This window comes from Pseudoxanthomonas daejeonensis, from assembly GCF_010093205.1.
Lineage (GTDB): Bacteria > Pseudomonadota > Gammaproteobacteria > Xanthomonadales > Xanthomonadaceae > Pseudoxanthomonas > Pseudoxanthomonas daejeonensis.
On the sequence record NZ_PDWN01000013.1, the window covers coordinates 95,446 to 114,992 of the forward strand.

Consider the following 19,547-nt stretch of genomic DNA (forward strand, 5'->3'; position numbering starts at 1 on the left):
GATCCTCAGGCGATCCGGTAGTTGTCCTGCATCGGATAGCGGCGCGCGTAGGCGGCGAACGCCAGCGCGGCCACGAACGCGAAGCCGGCGAAGAAGAACATCAGGAACGCGTTCTCGCTGAGCCCGGTGCCGGCGATGCGGCTCAGCACCGCCTCGTTGCGCACACCGAAATTGGTCAGCAGTACCCAAAGGCTGCCGAAGGTGCTGGTCAGGTACCAGAAGGCCATGATCACGCCCTTCATCGCGTGCGGCGCCTGGCTGTAGGCGAACTCAAGCGCGGTGGCCGAGACCAGCACCTCGCCGAAGGTCAGCAGCAGGTAGGGCAGGGCCTGCCAGGTCAGCGAGACCTGCTCGCCGCCGTCCAGCCACAACTGCAACGCGCCGGCCACGATCCACGACACGCCGGAAATGGCGATGCCCCACCCCATCCGCCGCAGGGCGGTGGGCTCCCAGCCCATGCGGCGCAGGAGCGGATAGAGCACGATGTTGTTGAACGGGATCAGCAGCATCACCAGCAACGGGTTCAGCGCCTGCATCTGTGCCGCGTCCTGGATCAGCCAGCTCGGCCACCAGGTCGACGCGTGCGGGATGACCATCTCCCGGCCCTGGATGATCCAGGTCGAGGCCTTCTGGTCGAACAGCGACCAGAACGGGGTCACCAGCGCGAACACGATCAGGATCCGCAGCACCGCGCGCACGCCGTCCACCGCCGCATCCGGATGCGCGCCGCGCGCGCGCTCCAGCTGCATCGACGCGCCCCAGCCGCCCAGCGCGATCACCACGCCCAGCGCCAGGCAGGCGGAGATCACGAAGCCGAAGTCCGGCCACCACGACGGCGCCAGTCCACCGAGCGAAAGCGCCCACAGCCCCAGCAGCGCCACGGCCAGCACCACGCCCGACATCGCCACCGCATGGCCCGGACGGCCGCGCCCGGGCGCCTGCGCGCGCAGTGCGGTCTTGACCACTTCGAAGAAGCTGTGCGGATCGTTGCCCGAGGGCGGCACGTTGACGTAATGCCGGCGTCCGAGCCAGAACACGAAGGTGGCGATGAACATCAGCACGCCGGGGATGCCGAAGGCGACCGCCGGGCCCCAGTGGCGCAGGAACAGCGGCGCCAGCAGGGAAGCGAAGAACGAGCCGAAATTGATGATCCAGTAGAACGCGTCGAAGACGACCTTGGCCCTGGACTTGTTGCTCTGGTCGAACTGGTCGCCGCAGAACGACACCACCAGCGGCTTGATGCCTCCCGAGCCCAGCGCGATCAGGAACAGGCCGGTGTAGAAGCCGGTCGCGTTGTTCTCGAACATCGCCAGGCAGGCGTGGCCGGCGCAGTAGATCAGCGAGAACCAGAGGATCGTGTGGTACTTGCCGAAGAACCGGTCCGACAGCCAGCCACCGAGCAGCGGGAAGAAGTACACGCCGATGACGAAGGTGTGGAAGATGTCCTTGGCGGCGCCGTCGCGCTGGGGGCCCTCGGGCAGGTAGGCCAGCAGGATCGAGCTGATCAGGAACGGCACCAGGATGTTGCGCATCCCGTAGAAGCTGAAGCGCTCGCAGGCTTCGTTGCCGATGATGTAGGAGATCTGGCGCGGCATGCGCCCTTGGTCCGCGGTCGTCGTGCTCATCTAGGTCGTGCTGCAAAAGAAGTCGAGGGTACCTGATCGCCCTGCCCCACCGGAACCGCCCGGCCGTTCGGCGGGCCGCGACCACTGCCCGCGCCGCGTCGTGCTGGCATCATGGCGCCATCCCGCACTGGTGCCGCCGATGTCGCCTCGCTCCCGCCTGATGTCCCGCCCCGTGGCGGCCTGCCTGGCCCTCGCCGGCCTGGCTTGCGCTTTCGACGCGCCCGCCTGGGCCGCGGCCGCCGCCGAGCCGCTTTCGACCGTGTCCGAACGCTCCGGCTTCCAGCGCACCGGCCGCTACGACGAGGTCGCCGCGCTGGCCGCCGCCTTCCAGGCCCGCTATCCGGACCGGGTCGTAGCGCGCAGCTTCGGCACCACGCCGGAAGGCCGCCCGATGCAGCTGCTGGTCGTGACCGCGACCGGCGCCTTCGACCCTGCTGAAGCCCGCCGCCGCGGCCTGCCCGTGTTGCTGGTCCAGGGCGGCATCCACGCAGGCGAGATCGACGGCAAGGATGCCGGCTTCCTGGCGATGCGCCAGATCCTGGAAGGCGAGGCCGCTCCGGGCGTGCTCGACAAGGTCGTGTGGCTGTTCGTGCCGGTGTTCAACGTCGACGGCCACGAGCGTTTCGGCGCCTGGAACCGCCCCAACCAGCGCGGCCCGGTGGAAATGGGCTGGCGCACCACCGCGCAGAACTTCAACCTCAACCGCGACTACCTGAAAGCCGACGCGCCGGAAATGCGGGCGATGCTGCGCCTGGTCCAGGAATGGGATCCTCTGGCCATGGTCGACCTGCACGCCACCAACGGTGCCCAGTTCGAGCACGACATCTCGTTCCAGGTCGAGCCGCTGCACGCCGGCGACCCGGCCCTGCGCAAGGTCGGCCGCCAGTGGCGGGACGCGGTGATCGCCGATGCGGCGCGCGAGGGTTCGCTGCCGCTGGGGTTCTACCCCTCGTTCGTGGTCCAGGACGATCCCGCGTCGGGCTTCGAGGACGGCGTGGCGCCGCCGCGCTTCTCGCACGGCTATTTCCTGCTGCGCAACCGGCTGGGCATGCTGGTCGAGACGCACTCCTGGAAGCCCTACCCCGAGCGCGTGCGCAGCACCCGCAACGCGATCGTCTCGGTGCTGGAGCAGATGGCGCTGCATGGCGCGCAATGGCGGCGCACGGCGCTGGAGGCCGATGCGCGCGCAACCCGCCTCGGCGGGCAGGACGAGCCGCTGGCGTGGAAGGCAACCGCTGAATCGCGCACCGTCGATTTCCGCGGCTACGCCTACACCCGCACGCCGTCGGACGTCTCCGGCGCGCTGATGACCCGCTACGACGAAACCACCCCCCAGGTCTGGCGCGTGCCGTTGCGCGACCACGTGGTTCCCGCGCTGACGGCCACCGCGCCCAGGGCCGGTTATCTGGTCCCACCGGCCTGGGTGGCATTCGTGCAGCCCGCGCTGGAAGCCCATGGTGTTTCCTTCCGTCGCCTGGAAGCGACATGGCCGGATGCACCGGTCCAGGCTTTCCGCGCCGGCACCTCCAAGACCGACGCCACCTCCACCGAAGGCCGCCAGCGGCTGGCGCTGGCGGGCGGATGGAAAGACGAGCCGCGCGACATCGGCCCCGGTGCGCTGTTCGTCCCGGTCGACCAGCCGCTCTCACGCCTGGTGCTCGCCCTGCTCGAGCCGCAGGCACCCGATTCGCTCGCCGCCTGGGGCGGTTTCAACATCGCGTTCGAACGCAAGGAGTACATGGAGGACTACGTCGCCGAGGACGTGGCCCGGAAGATGCTGGCCGCCGATCCGGCGCTGCGCGCGGAATTCGAACGCCGCGTGGCCACCGACCCGGCGTTCGCCGCCGATCCGGCCGCACGCCTGGATTTCTTCTACCGACGGCACACGGCCTGGGACGAACGCTACGGGCTGTATCCTGTCCTGCGACTTGACCAGCCGCCACCGGCCCGCTGACCGCGTCGAGGACGCCATGGACCGCCTGCATCGCGTCGCCGCCAGCCTGCTGGTGTACTCGGGCCTGCTGCTGTGCGCCGCGCCCCTGCCCGCGCTGGCAGGGGCCCTGGAGCACGGCACGACGGCGCCGGCCGATGCGGCGCCCGGGTTCAGCGTGGTCACCCTCAACCTGCACCACGACCGCGACGACTGGCCGCGTCGACGCGTCCAGATCGTGGAGACCCTGCGACGCCTGCAACCCGATGCGATCGCGCTGCAGGAAGTACTGCAGCACGAAAGCCTGCCGAACCAGGCCACTTGGCTGGCACGCGAGCTCGGTTACCAGTCGCACTTCGTGACCACCGACCCGCCCAGCCACAAGCGTCGCTACGGCATCGCCCTGCTGACCCGCACGGAGATGCTGGAGGATGGTGAAACGATGCTGCATCCGCTGGAGGACCATCGCACCGCCGGATTCGCGCGCGTGATGGTCGGCGACCAGCCGTTGAACCTGTACTTCACGCACCTGTACTGGGCGCCCGACGGCGCCGCAACGCGCAGCCAGCAGCTCGCCGACCTGCTCGCGTACGTCGATGCCACGGCCGGCGACGCGCCCTCCCTCATTGCCGGCGACTTCAATGCCGACGCGACCGCGCCCGAGCTCGATGCGCTGCATGCGGGCTGGGAGGACGCCTGGGGCGCGCTGCATCCCGACGCGGATGTCGCCGCATCGAGCACGCTCAATCCGGCCTACTTCAGCGTACCGGCGCGCGTGGACCATGTATTCGCGCAACGCGGACGCCTGCGGCCGGTCGAAGCCGAACTGCTCTTCGCCGAGCCCGATGCCGATGGCACGTGGGCTTCGGACCATCGTGGCCTGCTGGTCCGCTTCAGCCTGGCGACCGACGCGGAGCCGGCGGCCGAACCGGAAACACCCTGATCCTGCGTGCTGCGGCTCACGGTTTAATGTTTCGCATACATCGCCTTCGCGCCGGGCATGCGCTTGCTCGGCGACGCTGTGGACCCCCATTCGCAGGAACCGCACACGATGAGCCACCTCACCGGCAAGCGCATCGCCATCCTCGCCAGCGACGGATTCGAGGAATCGGAGTTGCTCGAGCCGATGCGCGCCCTGCGCGAACACGGGGCGCAGGTCGACGTGGTGTCGCCCGAGCGCGGTCCGATCCAGGGCTTCCGCCATTTCGATCGTGGCCAGACGGTTCCGGTCGACCGCGACCTGGCCGACGCACGTGCCGCCGACTACGACGCGCTGGTCATTCCCGGGGGGCTGTTCAATCCCGACGCGCTGCGCCACGACGAAGACGCACTGCGCTTCACCCGCGACTTCTTCAACGATGGCAAGCCGGTGGGCGCGATCTGCCACGGCCCGTGGGTGCTGGTCGATGCCGGCGTGGTCCAGTCACGCGAGATGACCTCGGTCCCCAACATCCATCGCGACCTGGAGAATGCCGGGGCCCGCTGGGTCGATCGCGAAGTGGTCGTCGACCAGGGGCTGGTCACGAGCCGTACGCCGAAGGACCTGCCGGCGTTCTGCGCGAAGCTCGTGGAGGAGATCGCCGAAGGCCGCCACGCGCAGCCGGCGGCGTCAGCATGAGTGGCGGTGCTGCTGCGACGCGCCTGGCCGCCATGGCCTCGGGCGCAGGCCTGATCCTGGTGCTGGCGGCCGGATGCCGGCCTGCCGAACCCGAAGCGGTGGTCCCGCGCCCCGCTGCGCAGGCCAGTCCGCCGGCACCGGCGCCCGTACAGCCCACGGCCTCGGCCACCGCCGCGCCCAATCCGGGCACCCCGGTCGAATCCCACTGGCAATGCGGCGACCAGCGCGTGGCCGCGCGCCTGGATCCCGCCTCGCAGACGCTGACCCTGATCCACGAGCGCGGCCAGCTCGCGCTGCCGCAGTCGGTGGCCACCTCAGGGACCCGCTACGCGGACGAGAACGGCAACGAGTTCCGGAGCGGGGAAAGCGGCGCCACGCTCACGCTGTCCGGTACGCCGGCACGCGAATGTAGCCAGGTGACGAACGGCGCCAGCGGCTGAGCCGACAGGCGCCGCGCCTTTGCGTACACAGGCCAGGCACATGCCGCGCTCCGCGTCGTCCCGGTTTCGGCCAGGACGGGCTGTCGTGCAGCAGGGAGAGTGCGATCAGGCCGCGGTGGATGCGCGCAGCGCGGCGATCCGCTCCGGCAGCGGCGGATGGCTCATGAACAGCTTGCGCAGGCCCTGGTCCATGCCACCGGCGATGCCGAACGCTTCGACCTGGGCCGGCAGCGTGCTCTGGCCATGGTTCTGCGAGAGCCTTTCCAGCGCCGCGATCATCTTCTGCCGTCCGGCCAGCTGCGCGCCGCCGGCATCGGCGCGGAACTCGCGTCGCCGCGAGAACCACATCGCGATCATGGTCGCGAACAGGCCGAACACCATCTCCAGCACCATCACGATGCCGAAGTAGGCCAGCCCGCGGCCGCCACCCTCGCGGTTGCCGGACAGGAAACTGTCGACGATGCCGCCGACCACGCGCGCGAGCACGATCACGAAGGTGTTGAGCACGCCCTGCAGCAGGGCCATGGTCACCATGTCGCCGTTGGCGACGTGCGCGATCTCATGGCCGAGCACCGCCTCGGCCTCGTCGGCCTGCATCTGCCGCAGCAGGCCGGTGGACACCGCCACCAGGGCGTTGTTGCGGTTGGCGCCGGTCGCGAACGCATTGATCTCCGGCGCGTCGTAGACCGCGACTTCGGGCATTCCGATGCCGGCCGCCTGCGCCTGGCGCTGCACGGTCGCCAGCAGCCAGCGCTCGGTTTCGTTGCGCGGCTCGGTGATCACCTGGGCGCGGGTCGCGCGCTTGGCCAGCCACTTGGACATCAGCAGTGAGACCAGGGAGCCGCCGAATCCGAACAGCGCAGCCATCACCAGCAGGTCGCCCATCTGGTTCGGATTGACCCCCAGGAACGACATGATGATGCCGGCCAGGAACAGCACGGCCAGGTTGGTGGCAAGGAACAGGGCGATACGACTGAACACGGGCAAGTCTCCGCAATTGGCTTGTCGCCGCCGTAATGGGTGCGCTGCGGCTTGAAATCAAGCCACGGCCGCCGCGACCATGGCATCGATGCACGACCCGGCGCCCCCGACCCCTTTGCTTTCCTCCACCCGCCTGCCCAACGCGCATGGCTACCGGGGCCGCTTTGCGCCCTCGCCCACCGGTCCCCTGCACATGGGCTCGCTGCTGGCGGCGCTGGGCAGCTGGCTGCTGGCGCGCCAGGCCGGGGGCGAATGGCTGGTGCGGATCGAAGACCTCGATCCACCGCGGGAGGTGCCCGGGGCCAGCGACCTGCAACTGGCGACCCTGGCGGCGTTCGGGCTGGAGCCGGACCAGCCGCCGGTGCGGCAGAGCGACCGCCATGCCCTGTACCGCGATGCGCTGGATCGCCTGCTCGCCGCCGGCCACGCCTTTCCCTGTTCCTGCACCCGCAGCGACCTGACGACGCAGGGCGGCATCCACCGGCAGTGCGTGGCCACCGTCCCGCGGCCGCATCCCGCGTTCCGCCTGCGCGTGCACGACGCCGGCCTCACCAGCTTCGAAGACGGACTGCAGGGCGAGGTGCGGCAGGATGTCGCCAGCGAGGTCGGCGACTTCGTCCTGCTTCGCGCCGATGGCTACTGGGCCTACCAGCTGGCGGTCGTGGTCGACGACGCCGCGCAGGGCATCACCGATGTCGTCCGCGGTGCCGACCTGCTCGACTCCACCCCACGCCAGATACTGCTGCAGCGTGCCTTGGACCTGCCCACGCCGCGCTACCTGCACCTCCCTCTGGTGCTGGACGCCGATGGACGGAAGCTCTCCAAATCCAGCGCCGCACTGCCGGTGGACCCGGCCGATCCCCTGCCCGCGCTGCGCCTGTGCTGGGCCCTGCTCGGCCAGGACCAGGCACCATTGCGGGGCGCCAACAGCCCCGATGCACTGCTGCGGTGCGCGCTCGCGCACTTCGATGGTTCACGGCTTCCGGCGCGCTTGCACTTTCATGAAGCTGCCACTACAACGGGATCGACGGATCCTGAATAGACCTGAATACCCTCGGGAGGGGTTGACCATGAGCAGTCGCGTCGCACTCGTCACGGGCGGCACCGGTGGTATCGGCACTTCAATCTGCAAGAAGCTCGCCGACATGGGCCACAAGGTCGCCACCAACTACCGCAATGAAGAACGGGCCAAGGTCTGGCAGGCGCAGATGAAGGCCGACGGCTACGACATCGTCCTGGTCAAGGGCGACGTCACCTCGCCGGACGAGGCGCAGGCGATGGTCAGGGAGGTCGAGCAGTTGCTCGGGCCGGTCGAGATCCTGATCAACAACGCCGGCATCACCCGCGACGGCACCTTCCACAAGATGAAGGCCGACCAGTGGAACGACGTGATCAACACCAACCTCAACTCGGTGTTCAACGTCACCCGCCCGGTGATCGACGGCATGCGTGATCGCAAGTGGGGCCGGATCATCCAGATCAGCTCGATCAATGGACTCAAGGGCCAGTACGGCCAGGCCAACTACGCCGCCGCCAAGGCCGGCATGCACGGCTTCACCATCTCCCTTGCGCGCGAGAACGCCAAGCTCGGCATCACCGTGAACACGGTCTCGCCCGGTTACGTCGCCACCGACATGGTGATGGCGGTGCCGGAGGACGTGCGCGCCAAGATCGCCGCGGACATCCCGACCGGCCGCCTGGGCAAGCCCGAAGAGATCGCATACGCGGTCGGTTTCCTGGTCGACGAGCAGGCCGCCTGGATCACCGGCTCCAACCTGGATATCAACGGCGGCCACCATATGGGGTGGTAGCCGTCAAGGCGGACCTGCGGCAGTTGCATGCGCTGCTGCGGTGCGCCATGCTCGGCGCCACTTGAAGTCCGTCTGCGAGCGCTCGATGGCTGCCATCCGCATCATCAAGAAATATCCGAACCGTCGGCTCTACGACACCGAGATTTCCAGCTATATCACCATCGAGGACGTGCGCCAGCTCATCCTCGACGGCGAGTCGTTCGAGGTCCGCGACGCCAAGAGCGGCGACGACCTCACCCGCTCGGTCCTGCTGCAGATCATCGCCGAGCAGGAGCAGGACGGCGAGCCGATGCTCTCCACCCAGCTGCTGAGCCAGATCATCCGCTTCTACGGCGACTCGCTGCAGGGCTTCATGGGCAACTACCTCGAGCGCAGCATGACGCTGTTCCTCGAGCAGCAGCAGACCTTCCGCCAGCAGATGGGCAACCTGCTCGGGCAGACGCCGTGGACGGCGATGAACCAGCTGACCGAGCGCAACCTGGAAATGTGGCAGGACTTCCAGCGCGGGCTGGCCGGCAACCTGGGCCGGCCCACCGGCACGGCCGCCCCGCGCGGCGAACCGGAACGTGGCACCGGCACCGGTACGGGCGGCAAGCCGCGGCGCTGAACCAGGCCATCGCGCGCCCGGCCGCACCGGCTGGCGGCGCGCACGCTCGCTAGCAAGACATCACGCTCGCTCGCATACCTGTCCGGCCGACCAGCCCCACGGGCCGGTCGCGGCCGTGCCTGCCTTTACTGCCGGCAGAAGCTCTGCCGGTATTCCAGCGCCTTGGGCATGAGCGACTGCAGGGTCTGGATGCGGGTGCCGGGGTTGGGATGGGTCGAGGAGAACTCGGGCGGCGCCTGGCCACCGGAGGATTCGCTCATCCGCTCCCAGAGGCCGATCGCCTCGTTGGGGTCGTAGCACGCCGCCGCGGCCAGCATCAGCCCGACCTCGTCGGCCTGGGTCTCGTGGGTGCGCGCATACGGCAGCAGGTAGCCGTAACCCATCGCCGCCATCACCATCTGCTGCTGTTGCGGATCCATGCCGCTGGCCGCGCCCGCCATCTGCCCGATCTGCGCCAGCTTCTGCTGGCTCATCCGCTGCGCGCCGTGGCGCAGCAGCGCATGGGCGATCTCGTGGCCCATCACCACCGCCATCGCGTCCTGGCTCTGTGCCACGGGAATCAGGCCGGTGTAGACGGCCATCTTGCCGCCGGGCAGGCAGAACGCATTGGCCTGCTCGGAGGGAATCACGTTGACGTCCCACTCGAACTCGCGCCAGTGCTCCGGCGCAGCCATGCCGTGCTCGGCGGCCAGCGCCGCGGTGACCTCGGGGACCTTCTCGATCAGGCGCTGCGCGATCGCGGTGATCTGCTGCGCGGTCTGGTCGGTCCTGGGTAGCGGCTGCTCCTGCGACAGGATCTCCTGGTAGGCCTGCAGGCCCATCGCGCGTTCCTGCTCCGGCCCGATCGAGCCGTCGATCAGCACCGTTTCGCCGGTATACGGATCCTCGGTGCGATTGGAGAAGTAATAGCAGCCGCCGTAGACCAAGAACCCGAGCAGGATCAGCCAGCGCAGGTTGCCGATGCCGCCGCCACGCCGCCGCGGAGCCTGCCCTTCGCCGGAACCGCCGAACGGATCGTTGCGCATTCTTCCCTCCTGCCTCAGATGCCGCGCACCAGGCGAAAGCCGATGCGCGCGCTGGTCATGTCCGAATCCATCGGTGCCCGCCATGCCGACCGGGTCTGCGCCGGCGATCCGGCCCAGACGCCGCCACGCACCACGCGCGAACGACACCCGGGATTGAACCACGCCGCACCGTCCGCAGGCGCCCGCCGGTAGCTGGCGTGCCAGCAGTCGGCGACCCATTCGCTGACATTGCCGGCAAGGTCGTGAAGACCCCATGCATTGGGCTCGAAACGCCCGGCGGGCGCCGGCCCCCAGTAGCCGTCGCCGAAGCCGACGAAGGCGTTGTTCCAGGTCCGTCCGCCCGGCGAGACGTCGTTCCCGCCGGCGAAGTTGCCGCTGCCTTCCGGCGGCACGGCCGCGTTCCCCCACGGGAAGCGGGCCGGCTCGCCGGCGCGCAGCGCGTACTCGAACTCGGTCTCGCTCGGCAGCCGGTAATGCCGGCCGGTCTGGTCCGAAAGCCAGGCCGCATAGGCTTCGGCATCGCGCACGCTCACGTGCAGTACCGGGTCGCCCTGCCCGGCCGGCCGGCCGTCGTATCCCGAACGCCAGTCCGCGCCGCTGCGCCGGGCGAAGTTGCCGCTGCGTTCGTCGTACACGATCGAGTTGCCTCGCCGGGTCGCGCGCGGCCGTGCACCGGCATGGGCGACGAAGCGGCCGAACTCGGCCACGGTCACTTCGGTCAGCGACATGGCGAAGCCACGGTCGAAACGCACGTAGTGCACCGGCCGCTCCGCATCAGACGAGTCCGGCTCGCTGTCCGGCGCGCCCATATGGAAGGCGCCGTGCGGCACCACCACCATCTGCGGCCCGCGACTGCCATCGGCCAGCGCGTCGGTGAACACCTGGCCCGGGCGGAACGCGCCGTAGTGCGTGGCCAGGTCGATGCGCTGGCGCAACTGCACGGCGACCGGATCCCCGGGCGGCGCGATCTGCAGGATGTCGGCCAGCCGTGTCCGTGCATCGCGCAGGCCGTCGCCGCGCACGAGGTCGCGCAGGGCCGCATCGCGCAGCACGGCGATCCGCGCGTCACGCAGGGACGCCACCCGCTGGCGCGCGTCGCGGACGGCACCGGCGCCATCTTCGCGTACCGCGTGGGCATGGCCGAGCCACTGCTCGGCCGTGGCGAAGTCCAGGGCGAGCGCCGCCTGTTCGGCGCGCGACAGCGCGGCGCTCTCCACCGCGGCCCTACCCTGCAGCGCGCGGGGATCGTCCGGCCGCAGTGCCAGCGCGTCGCGGAAGTACGCCAGGGCGCCATTGCCCTGTTCGCCCAGCCGGCCTGCCCGCAGGTCGTCCTCGCCGGCCCGGTCGAGCGCATCCAGGCGCCGCTCGGCCTCCACCTCCCGCTGCAGCGCCAGCACGCCTGCGTCATCGGGCGCCAGTGCGCGCGCCACCGCGGCCAGCTGTTCGAGCCGGGCCAGGCCGGGGCTGCCGCGATCGGGCTCCGCCAGCAGCGTTCGTGCTTCATCGACGATGCGGGCACGCGCGCGCTGCAGGCCGCGGCGGGCGGCACGGTCTCCGGGGTCGGCCTGCAGGAGCGCCAGGTAGATCGGTACCGCCGAATCCGCATCCTCGAACAGGCGGCCCGATTCCAGCGCCTGCGCCGCGCGCGCGCGCCACGGCGCGAGGTCCCCGCCATCGCCAAGGTCGACCGGTGGGGGTGACCAGGCGCCGAAGACCGCCTGGCTTTCGTCGCCACTCACCGTCACCTGCGGCCCCTCAGGGCTCGCGGCGCCACCGGCGGCTGCGTCCGCCGTGGAAGCAGGCTGCCCGGGTGCTTCGGGCGCGCGCGCGCAGCCGACAGCCAGCAGGGTCGCCATCAACATCAGTGCGTGGCCGCTCGCGCGCAAGATCGCTCCCTTCCCGGTCCATCCGCCTCTGGCGGTTTGACGTTAGGCTATCGCAGCCCGCCCGGGCAATCGAAGAAGCCACCGGAACCGAAGTGCCAGAAACCCATTGGATCGACCAGCCCGCCGAACTCCTGCGCCGCCTGGAGCACGCTCCGCCCCGCGTCGGGCTGGATACCGAGTTCATACGCGAGCGCACCTACTGGCCTCGGCTGGCCCTGGTGCAGATGGCGGTAGGCGACGAGATCCTGCTGGTCGACCCGCTGGTCCCGGGCATGGCCGCCGCCCTGGCCGCCTGGCTGGACGCGCCGGGTGTACTCAAGGTGATGCACAGCGCCAGCGAGGACCTGGTCGCGTTCAAATGCACCTGCGACACCCTGCCCCGGCCCATGTACGACACCCAGATCGCCGCGGCTCTGGGCGGAATCGGTGCCGGCGTGGGCTACCAGAAGCTGGTCGAACAGGTCACCGGCGTGGTCCTGCCCAAGGGCGAGACGCGCTCGGACTGGCTGCGCCGTCCGCTCAGCGCGGCCCAGCTCGAATACGCCGCCGATGACGTGCGCCACCTCGCCGCGCTGTACGAGGCCACCGCGAGCAGGCTGCGTGAACTCGGCCGCGAAGCCTGGCTGGCCGAGGATGTCGATCGCATGCTGGCCAACGCCGCGCGCGAGGAAGGCGAGGCGTGGCCGCACCTGTCGATGCGTTCGGCCCAGTTCCTGGATACCGCCGGCCAGCGCCGGCTGCTGCGCGTGCTGCGCTGGCGCGACCGCCACGCGCGCGAACACGACCATCCGCGCAGCTGGGTGCTGGACAACGAGCTGGCCGTGACCCTGTCGCGCGATCCACCGGCCGATGCCGAGGCGCTGCAGCGGCGCCTGGATGCGATACCCAAGTCGCCACGCCGCCTCGCCCCGGCGATCTGGCAGGCGCTGTCCACGCCCCTGCCCGACGAGGAAAGCATGCCGGCGCCCGCAGCCGACCCGGACCGCCAGGCGCTCAAGCGCCTGCAGGATGCCGTGGCCCGGCGCAGCGCCGAGCTGGCCCTTCCCGACGGCGTGCTGGCGTCGCGTCGCCACCTCGAAGCCTTGCTCGAAGGCGCGGGCTGGCCCGTGCCGTTGCAGGGCTGGCGCCGAGGCGAACTGGAAAGCACGCTGGCGCCCCTGTTGGCACCCGCGCCCACCGCGGGCTAGAATCCGTCGCACAGTTTCATCCGTGGGGCCATAGCTCAGCTGGGAGAGCGCGTCGTTCGCAATGACGAGGTCGGGAGTTCGATCCTCCCTGGCTCCACCACTTTTCCGAAAGCCACCTCCGGGTGGCTTTTTTCTTGCGCGAAGGCAACCCCGGCAACATCGCGAACGCTCGTTTAGGATCGCGGGCACCGCCGCCCGGATCCGCGCCTGCATGAAGAAGACGTTCCACGCCCTGCTCCTGGCCTGCGCGTGCGCGGCCCCGTTCGTGGCGCCGGCCAGGGCGGCGTCCGTGGCGCGCGTGGACGCGCCCACCATGGAGGGCCTGGAACCGGCGCACTTCGCCATTGGCGGCCGCGTCGCGACCATGCCGGGCTCCGGCGGCTGGACCTGGCAGTGGCCGGGCCTGTACTTCGAAACCGCCTTCGCCGGCGGCGAGGCCGTCTTCGAGGTCGGCGCGGGCGCGACCATCCTCCATGTGGAGGTCGACGGACGCACGGCCGCCACCCTGGCCAGGCCCGCGCCCGGCCTGTACCGCGTCTCCGGCCTGGCCGGAAATCGCCCGCACATCCTGCGCATACAGGCGGCCACCGAGCACCAGGCGGGGCCCAACCACTTCGGCGGCATTTTCCTGCCCGCCGGCAGCCAGCGGCTGCCGCCGCCGCTGCGCGAGCGGCGCATCGAGTTCATCGGTGACTCGCACACCGTCGGCTACGGCAACCTGTCGCCACGGCGCGAGTGCAGCGAGGCGGAGGTCTGGGCGACGACCGACAACACCCGCGCCTACGGGCCGCTGCTGGCCGCGCGGTACGGCGCGGACTACCGGATCAACGCCATCTCCGGGCGCGGCGTGGTGCGCAACTACGGCGGCATGGCGGCCGATACGCTGCCCCAGGCCTATCCCTACGCGCTGTTCGACCGCTCCGAGCGCGCGGGCGACGAAGGCTGGCATCCACAGGTGGTGGTCATCGCGCTGGGCACCAACGACTTCTCCACGCCCCTGGCGGCGGGCGAGCGCTGGAAGGACCGGCAAGCGCTGTACTCCGACTACGAACGCGCTTACGTCGCCTTCGTGCGATCGCTGCGCGACCGCTACCCTGCAGCCCGCTTCGTCCTCTGGTCCACCGACCTGTTCGGTGGCGAGATCCGCGCGGAAGTCGAACGGGTGGTCGCCCGGCTGAATGCCGACGGCGATGTGCCCGTCACCTACCTGCCCGTCGCCGGCCTGCAGATGTCCGGCTGCCACGGGCATCCGTCCCTCGACGACCATGCACGCATCGCCGAACTGCTGGCAGCGCATATCGAAACACTGGCCGACCGCTGGGATGAATGAACGCTCAAGCCGCAGGCGCGCTCCAGCGGGAACCGTCCTGCCACGGGCGCCGCTGCCGGAACAGCACCAGGTAGGCACCACTGGTCCAGGCCAGCCCCGCCGCCCAGCCGCCCAGCACGTCGGACGGATAGTGCACGCCCAGGTAGAGCCGCGACACGCCGACCAGGCCGGTGAACACGACGGCCAGGACCAGCACCGGCCAGCGCCAGCGCGTGTGCCAGGCCAGCAGCACCAGCACGGCGGCCAGGGTCATCGAACCCATCGCATGGCCGCTGGGGAAACTGAAGGTCGTCTCCGGCGCGATCGATTCCCACAGCGACGGGCGCGCGCGCTGGAAATAATGCTTGGTCGCCACGTTGAGCAACGCCGAGCCGGCGAAGGCGGCGATCGCGAAGACCGCCTCGCGCCAGCGACGGAAGGCGAGCAGCGCCAGCGACAAAAGGATGTCGACCGGGATCACCCCATAGCGGTAACCGGCCAGGCTGAACCACAGGAAGAACCGGTCCCAGCCCGGTGACGTCCAGCCGTGCAGGCGCATCAGCAGTGCGTCGTCGAAGACCAGCGCTTCCATCTCGTGCACTTCGTCGGCCAGTTCGGCGAACACCCACAGCGGCAGCAGCACGCAGGCGAACAGCACGACGAGCAGGCCCAGGTTGCCGCGCAGCACCGCGGCCAGGGAAGACAGGCGCGAGCGGGCCTCAGCCGGCCCTGCGGGCATAGCGGGTGTCGACGTAGTCGTCGATCAGGGCGACGAATTCAGCGGCGATGTTCTCGCCCTTCAGGGTGACCTTCTTCTCGCCGTCGACGAACACCGGTGCCGAAGGCGCTTCGCCGATCCCCGGCAGGGAAATGCCGATGTTGGCGTGGCGCGACTCGCCCGGACCATTGACCACGCAGCCCATCACCGCCAGGGACAGGTTCTCGGCCCCGGGATGCGAGACGCGCCATTCGGGCATCTTCGCGCGCACGTGCTCCTGCACGGTCTTGGCCAGCTCCTGGAAGAACGTGCTGGTGGTGCGGCCGCAGCCCGGGCAGGCGGTGACCATCGGGGTGAAGGCGCGCTGCCCGGTCGTCTGCAGCAGTTCCTGCGCGACCACGACCTCGGTGGTGCGCGACTGGCCCGGCTCGGGGGTCAGCGAGATGCGGATGGTGTCGCCGATGCCTTCCTGCAGCAGCACCGACAACGCCGCGGCGGAGGCCACGATGCCCTTGCTGCCGATGCCCGCCTCGGTCAGGCCCAGGTGCAGCGCGTAGTCGCAGCGCGCGGCCAGGTCGCGGTAGACCGCGATCAGCTCCTGCACACCGCTGACCTTGCAGCTGAGCACGATGCGCTCGGCCGGCAGGCCGAGTTCGACCGCGCGCGCGGCCGAATCCACCGCCGAGAGGATCAATGCCTCGCGCAGCACGCGGCCGGCGTCCCAGGGCTCGGCGCGGGCGTGGTTCTCGTCCATCAGGCGCGCGGCCAGCGACTGGTCCAGCGAGCCCCAGTTGGCGCCGATGCGCACGACCTTGCCGTACTCCAGCGCCTTCTCGATGATCGCGGCGAACTGGGCGTCCTTCTTCCTGCCGAAGCCGACATTCCCCGGATTGACCCGGTACTTGGCCAGCGCCTCGGCGCAGGCCGGTTCGCCGGCGAGCAGCTGGTGCCCGTTGTAGTGGAAGTCGCCGATCAGCGGGACATCCACGCCCATCATCACCAGCTTGTCGCGGATGCGCGGGATGGCCGCCGCGGCTTCGGGGGTATTCACCGTCAACCGGACCAGTTCGGAGCCCGCGCGCCACAGCTCGGCGACCTGCTTCACCGAAGAGGCCACGTCGGCCGTATCGGTGTTGGTCATCGACTGGACCACCACCGGCGCGCCTCCACCCACGGCAACCCCGCCGATCAGGACCTGGCGGGTGGGACGGCGTGGCCACGGCGCGGCCGAGGCGGGAGGCGGGGGGCGGGTGACGGCGTCATGCTGCATGCGCGCATTCTAGACGGGCGACGGCAACGGCGCCCGAACCCCGGCGCAGCGCGTGGCGGCTCAGGCCAGGCGACGTGCCGCAGGACGGCCGAGCAGGAACCCCTGCCCGCAGCTGCAGCCCATTTCCTTCAGCGTGTCGCGCTGCAGTTCGGTTTCCACGCCCTCGCCCACCGTCTCGATGCCCAGCGTACCGGCCAGTGCCAGGATCGCGCGGACCAGGGCCAGGCTTTCCTGGCGCCCCCCGTCCTCGTCCAGGCCGGCGACGAAGCTGCGGTCGATCTTCAATCCGGAGATCGGGAACCGGTGCAGGTACGACAGCGCGGAGAAGCCGGTGCCGAAATCGTCCAGTTGCGCGAGCACGCCGTGCTCGCGCAGGGTGTTGAGGATGCGCAGCGTGCGCGGCGCGTCGTCCAGCAGCGCCACCTCGGTAATCTCCACCCGCAGTCGCGACGGATCGGCGTCTGCCGACTGCAGCAGGCCGAGCAGCCGGTCGGCGAAATCCGGCGAACGGAAGTGCCGCGGCGACACGTTGACCGACACGTAACCGCTGCCGCCCCGGGCCAATTCGCCGATCACCTGCTCGTACAGCAGCCAGTCGACCTGCTCGATCAGGCCGCTCTCCTCGCCCAGCGCGATGAACTCGGCCGGAGGCAGCAGGCCGCGGCGCTCGTGCTGCCAGCGCAGCAGCGCTTCGTGGCCGATCACCTCGCCATCCTCGAGGCGGATGATCGGCTGGTAGTACGGCAGGAAGTCGCGGCTGATGATCGCCCGGCGCAGGTCCGCCTCCAGGTCCAGGCTGCGCACGGCCTGCTCGCGCATGTCCTCGTCGAAGATGGCGTAGCGGTCGCGACCCTCGTTCTTGGCCCGGTACATGGCCGCATCCGCGTCGCGCAGCAGCTCCTCACCGGTGTTGTAGCGCGGGTGCCACAGGGCGATACCCATGCTGGCCGAAGGAAACAGTTCGCGTCCGGCCACCCACAGCGGCCGGCCGATCAGGGCCAGCAGCCGTGGCGCCAGGTCGCGTACGCTGCCGCCGCCGTCCGGGCAGCTGACCAGGATCGCGAACTCGTCGCCACCGAGCCGGGCAACCACATCCTCGGCCCGCATCGCCGAGACCAGGCGCTTGGCGACCTCGATCAGAAGCTCGTCGCCGGCGGCGTGGCCGATGCTGTCGTTGACCAGCTTGAACCGGTCCAGGTCCAGGAACAGCACCGCGAACGGCATGCCGTCGCCCAGCTGCGCGCGTTCGATCGCGCTGGCCATGCAGTCCAGCAGGTAGGCGCGGTTGGGCAGCCCGGTCAGGGTGTCGTGCAGGGCCTGGTGGGTCAGCCGTTCCTCGGCGCGCATGCGCTCGCCGATCTGCGCGACCAGCTGCTCGTTGGCCTCCTCCAGCTCGGTGGTGCGCTCGACCACGCGCTGTTCGAGCTCGGAATGCGCCGCGCGCAACCGCTCCTGCGAACGCTGCCTGGCCAGGCCATTGCTGATGTTGTGGGCGACGAAGGTCAGCAGGCGCTGGTCGTCGGCCGTGAAGCGAATGTCGGCGGTGTAGCTCTGCACGGCCAGCACGCCGACCACGTCGCTGTCCCGGTGCAGCGGCACGCCCAGCCAGCTGTAGGCCTGGATGCCGTACTCGTGGATCTCGCCCTCGCCGGCCAGGCGGTCGATGTCGCTGCGGTCGACCAGCAAAGCCTCGCGCATGCGCAGCACGTATTCGGTCAGGCCGTTGCTGAGCTTGCGCGCCGGCCGGTGGTCGCCTTTCTCGTCCACCGAGTACACAAACTCGATCGACTCCTGGTCGTCGCTGAGCAGCGCGATGTAGAAATTGCGCGCATAGATCAGTTCGTCGACCGCCGCATGCACCTTGGCGTGGTACTGCTCCAGCGACTCGGAGCTCATCGCCATCTCGGTGATGCGGAACAGCGCATGCTGCAGGCGTTCGGCGCGCTGGCGCTCGACCACTTCTTCCTGCAGCTCGCGATTTGCGTGCTGCAATTCGAGCGTGCGTTCTCGCACCCGGCGCTCGAGTTCGACCTGGGCCTGGCGACGGTCGATGGTGGTCAGCACGTGCTGGGCGACGTAGCCCAGCAAGGCACGGTCTTCATCGGTGTAGCTGGCCGGCCGGTCGTAGCTCTGCACCACGATCGCGCCGCAGACCCGCTCGCCGCGCTTCATCGGCACGCCCAGCCAGTCCTGGCTGTCGGGCCCCTGGATCTCGCTGTACTGGACCTGCAGCTTGCGCCGGATCAGGGTCGACGGCCCGCGCAGCGCGCGCCCGTGGCGCAGCAGCGCGAACGTCAGGCTGTTGGGCATGTCCGCATCGGTCCACTCCTGCTCGGGGTCGGGCTGGTAGGCGTCGGCCTCGTCGGCGAAGTAGACGAAGCGCAGCGACTCGCGCGTGTCGTCGTAGGTGACGATGTAGCAGTTGGGCGCATACATCAGCGAACCGATGATCGCGTGCAGGCGATGCAGCATGTCGCCCATCTCGACCTCGGCGCTGGCCAGTTCGGCGATCTCGAACAGCGCCTGCTGCAGGCGCCGCGACTTCTCGAGCCTCTCGATCCGCGCCTGCGCCCGGGACGCCTCCAGCGCCGATCCCAGCAACGTCCGCGCCGTGGCAACCCAGGCTTCGCGCGCGGCGGCGTCCAGCGGGCCCTGCAGCTGCGCCACCAGCGACACGTTCGCGCCTTCCTCGTCGTTCCAGTACGCCGACACGGTCCCCGGCTCCTGCGCCAGCGAGCCGGCCTCGGCCAGGGCCAGCTCCAGGCGACGTGCCGGGCCGGCCTGGATCGGCGGTTCCATCAGGAAACGATTGCCCAGGGTTGCGTCGCGCCAGCCCACGGCCAGCTGCGCGCCCGCCGGCAGCAGTGCATGCAGGGTGGCGGCTGCGCGCTCCAGGGGCGTGCGCGGTCCGACCGCAGCCTGCGCCAGCGGTGCGCTTTCAAGTGTGCTTGCTGGACTCATGCATCCCCGGGTGCTGCCCCTCGACCCAAGCATAACGCCGACGATGCCCGCGCATGCAGCTGTCTATTATAAACATCTCCGAGACCACGAGACTAAGGCGAATATCTTATGCCGTCTTTTGCTTGATAAAAAAAAAACATAATAAATACTAATCTATGTCATCTCCGTAAGAACCACAA

Annotated in this window: 16 protein-coding genes and 1 tRNA gene; 10 read left to right on the forward strand and 7 right to left on the reverse strand. The window is 69.7% G+C overall.

Translation table 11 applies throughout. The features are described from left to right. Positions 1-5: 5 nt before the first annotated feature. A complete protein-coding gene (locus CSC65_RS13285; protein ID WP_162411057.1) occupies positions 6-1,625 on the reverse strand; it encodes a POT-type proton-dependent oligopeptide transporter in 1,620 nt (539 codons plus the stop codon). 160 nt (positions 1,626-1,785) lie between these two features. Here CSC65_RS13285 and CSC65_RS13290 point away from each other — a divergent pair, with 160 nt between their 5' ends. The 4 genes from CSC65_RS13290 to CSC65_RS13305 all read left to right on the forward strand — a co-directional run bounded on the left by CSC65_RS13290 (position 1,786) and on the right by CSC65_RS13305 (position 5,613). Further along, complete coding sequence (locus tag CSC65_RS13290) at positions 1,786-3,579, forward strand: M14 family metallopeptidase (protein WP_238390401.1); 1,794 nt, start codon at positions 1,786-1,788, stop codon at positions 3,577-3,579. Between the two features lie 16 nt (positions 3,580-3,595). Next, complete coding sequence (locus CSC65_RS13295) at positions 3,596-4,498, forward strand: endonuclease/exonuclease/phosphatase family protein (RefSeq protein ID WP_162411059.1); 903 nt, start codon at positions 3,596-3,598, stop codon at positions 4,496-4,498. Between the two features lie 108 nt (positions 4,499-4,606). Next, positions 4,607-5,173 carry a type 1 glutamine amidotransferase domain-containing protein gene (locus tag CSC65_RS13300; RefSeq protein ID WP_162411060.1) on the forward strand — a complete coding sequence of 189 codons (567 nt, stop codon included), beginning with the start codon at positions 4,607-4,609 and terminating at the stop codon, positions 5,171-5,173. Further along, positions 5,170-5,613, forward strand: a complete 444-nt coding sequence (locus CSC65_RS13305) for an MliC family protein (RefSeq protein WP_162411061.1) — start codon at positions 5,170-5,172, stop codon at positions 5,611-5,613. Before CSC65_RS13300 ends, CSC65_RS13305 begins: the two co-directional genes overlap by 4 nt. 105 nt (positions 5,614-5,718) lie before the next feature. On the opposite strand, the gene htpX is transcribed toward CSC65_RS13305, so the two are convergent. Further along, entirely contained in the window at positions 5,719-6,594 is an 876-nt protein-coding gene (gene htpX / locus CSC65_RS13310) for a protease HtpX (RefSeq protein ID WP_162411062.1), read from the reverse strand. A gap of 79 nt (positions 6,595-6,673) precedes the next feature. On the opposite strand from htpX, the gene gluQRS reads away from it, so the two are divergent. From gluQRS to phaR, 3 genes are all read left to right on the forward strand, one after another. Beyond that, positions 6,674-7,636 (forward strand): tRNA glutamyl-Q(34) synthetase GluQRS, encoded by a 963-nt coding sequence (gene gluQRS / locus CSC65_RS13315; RefSeq protein ID WP_274379414.1) that lies wholly within the window; start codon positions 6,674-6,676, stop codon positions 7,634-7,636. Between the two features lie 28 nt (positions 7,637-7,664). Beyond that, positions 7,665-8,405: an acetoacetyl-CoA reductase gene (phbB, locus tag CSC65_RS13320; RefSeq protein WP_162411063.1), complete on the forward strand. Its 741-nt coding sequence runs from the start codon at positions 7,665-7,667 to the stop codon at positions 8,403-8,405. Between the two features lie 85 nt (positions 8,406-8,490). Next, complete coding sequence (gene phaR / locus CSC65_RS13325; protein WP_238390398.1) at positions 8,491-9,012, forward strand: polyhydroxyalkanoate synthesis repressor PhaR; 522 nt, start codon at positions 8,491-8,493, stop codon at positions 9,010-9,012. Positions 9,013-9,137: 125 nt separating this feature from the next. On the opposite strand, the gene CSC65_RS13330 is transcribed toward phaR, so the two are convergent. Then, positions 9,138-10,037: a M48 family metallopeptidase gene (locus CSC65_RS13330; RefSeq protein WP_162411065.1), complete on the reverse strand. Its 900-nt coding sequence runs from the start codon at positions 10,035-10,037 to the stop codon at positions 9,138-9,140. A gap of 14 nt (positions 10,038-10,051) precedes the next feature. After that, positions 10,052-11,899, reverse strand: a complete 1,848-nt coding sequence (locus CSC65_RS13335; protein ID WP_162411066.1) for an SUMF1/EgtB/PvdO family nonheme iron enzyme — start codon at positions 11,897-11,899, stop codon at positions 10,052-10,054. Positions 11,900-12,015: 116 nt separating this feature from the next. On the opposite strand from CSC65_RS13335, the gene rnd reads away from it, so the two are divergent. From rnd to CSC65_RS13350, 3 genes are all read left to right on the forward strand, one after another. Further along, positions 12,016-13,110 (forward strand): ribonuclease D, encoded by a 1,095-nt coding sequence (rnd, locus tag CSC65_RS13340; RefSeq protein WP_162411067.1) that lies wholly within the window; start codon positions 12,016-12,018, stop codon positions 13,108-13,110. Between the two features lie 24 nt (positions 13,111-13,134). Further along, a tRNA-Ala gene (locus CSC65_RS13345) sits at positions 13,135-13,210 on the forward strand. 111 nt (positions 13,211-13,321) lie between these two features. Beyond that, positions 13,322-14,440 carry an SGNH/GDSL hydrolase family protein gene (locus tag CSC65_RS13350; RefSeq protein WP_162411068.1) on the forward strand — a complete coding sequence of 373 codons (1,119 nt, stop codon included), beginning with the start codon at positions 13,322-13,324 and terminating at the stop codon, positions 14,438-14,440. A gap of 4 nt (positions 14,441-14,444) precedes the next feature. Here the strand turns inward: CSC65_RS13350 and CSC65_RS13355 are convergent, their stop codons facing one another. Genes CSC65_RS13355 through CSC65_RS13365 form a run of 3 tightly spaced genes read right to left on the reverse strand, consistent with a single transcriptional unit; the run spans position 14,445 to position 19,368 of the window. Beyond that, positions 14,445-15,158: a phosphatase PAP2 family protein gene (locus tag CSC65_RS13355; RefSeq protein WP_162411069.1), complete on the reverse strand. Its 714-nt coding sequence runs from the start codon at positions 15,156-15,158 to the stop codon at positions 14,445-14,447. Beyond that, on the reverse strand, positions 15,139-16,407 hold the full coding sequence (gene ispG, locus CSC65_RS13360; RefSeq protein ID WP_162411070.1) for a flavodoxin-dependent (E)-4-hydroxy-3-methylbut-2-enyl-diphosphate synthase: 1,269 nt from the start codon (positions 16,405-16,407) through the stop codon (positions 15,139-15,141). Before ispG ends, CSC65_RS13355 begins: the two co-directional genes overlap by 20 nt. A 60-nt stretch (positions 16,408-16,467) precedes the next feature. After that, complete coding sequence (locus CSC65_RS13365) at positions 16,468-19,368, reverse strand: bifunctional diguanylate cyclase/phosphodiesterase (protein WP_162411071.1); 2,901 nt, start codon at positions 19,366-19,368, stop codon at positions 16,468-16,470. Positions 19,369-19,547 lie beyond the last annotated feature (179 nt).

What these genes read in the sequence shown, in the direction of transcription:
- CSC65_RS13350 (WP_162411068.1), top strand. Translation starts at nt 13,322, where the DNA reads ATGAAGAAGACGTTCCACGCCCTGCTCCTGGCCTGCGCGTGCGCGGCC.
- phbB (WP_162411063.1), top strand. Translation starts at nt 7,665, where the DNA reads ATGAGCAGTCGCGTCGCACTCGTCACGGGCGGCACCGGTGGTATCGGC.
- CSC65_RS13305 (WP_162411061.1), top strand. Translation starts at nt 5,170, where the DNA reads ATGAGTGGCGGTGCTGCTGCGACGCGCCTGGCCGCCATGGCCTCGGGC.
- CSC65_RS13290 (WP_238390401.1), top strand. Translation starts at nt 1,786, where the DNA reads ATGTCCCGCCCCGTGGCGGCCTGCCTGGCCCTCGCCGGCCTGGCTTGC.
- CSC65_RS13365 (WP_162411071.1), bottom strand. Translation starts at nt 19,368, where the DNA reads ATGAGTCCAGCAAGCACACTTGAAAGCGCACCGCTGGCGCAGGCTGCG.
- CSC65_RS13330 (WP_162411065.1), bottom strand. Translation starts at nt 10,037, where the DNA reads ATGCGCAACGATCCGTTCGGCGGTTCCGGCGAAGGGCAGGCTCCGCGG.
- CSC65_RS13300 (WP_162411060.1), top strand. Translation starts at nt 4,607, where the DNA reads ATGAGCCACCTCACCGGCAAGCGCATCGCCATCCTCGCCAGCGACGGA.
- CSC65_RS13335 (WP_162411066.1), bottom strand. Translation starts at nt 11,899, where the DNA reads ATGTTGATGGCGACCCTGCTGGCTGTCGGCTGCGCGCGCGCGCCCGAA.
- CSC65_RS13295 (WP_162411059.1), top strand. Translation starts at nt 3,596, where the DNA reads ATGGACCGCCTGCATCGCGTCGCCGCCAGCCTGCTGGTGTACTCGGGC.
- CSC65_RS13355 (WP_162411069.1), bottom strand. Translation starts at nt 15,158, where the DNA reads ATGCCCGCAGGGCCGGCTGAGGCCCGCTCGCGCCTGTCTTCCCTGGCC.
- phaR (WP_238390398.1), top strand. Translation starts at nt 8,491, where the DNA reads ATGGCTGCCATCCGCATCATCAAGAAATATCCGAACCGTCGGCTCTAC.
- ispG (WP_162411070.1), bottom strand. Translation starts at nt 16,407, where the DNA reads ATGCAGCATGACGCCGTCACCCGCCCCCCGCCTCCCGCCTCGGCCGCG.
- gluQRS (WP_274379414.1), top strand. Translation starts at nt 6,674, where the DNA reads ATGGCATCGATGCACGACCCGGCGCCCCCGACCCCTTTGCTTTCCTCC.
- CSC65_RS13285 (WP_162411057.1), bottom strand. Translation starts at nt 1,625, where the DNA reads ATGAGCACGACGACCGCGGACCAAGGGCGCATGCCGCGCCAGATCTCC.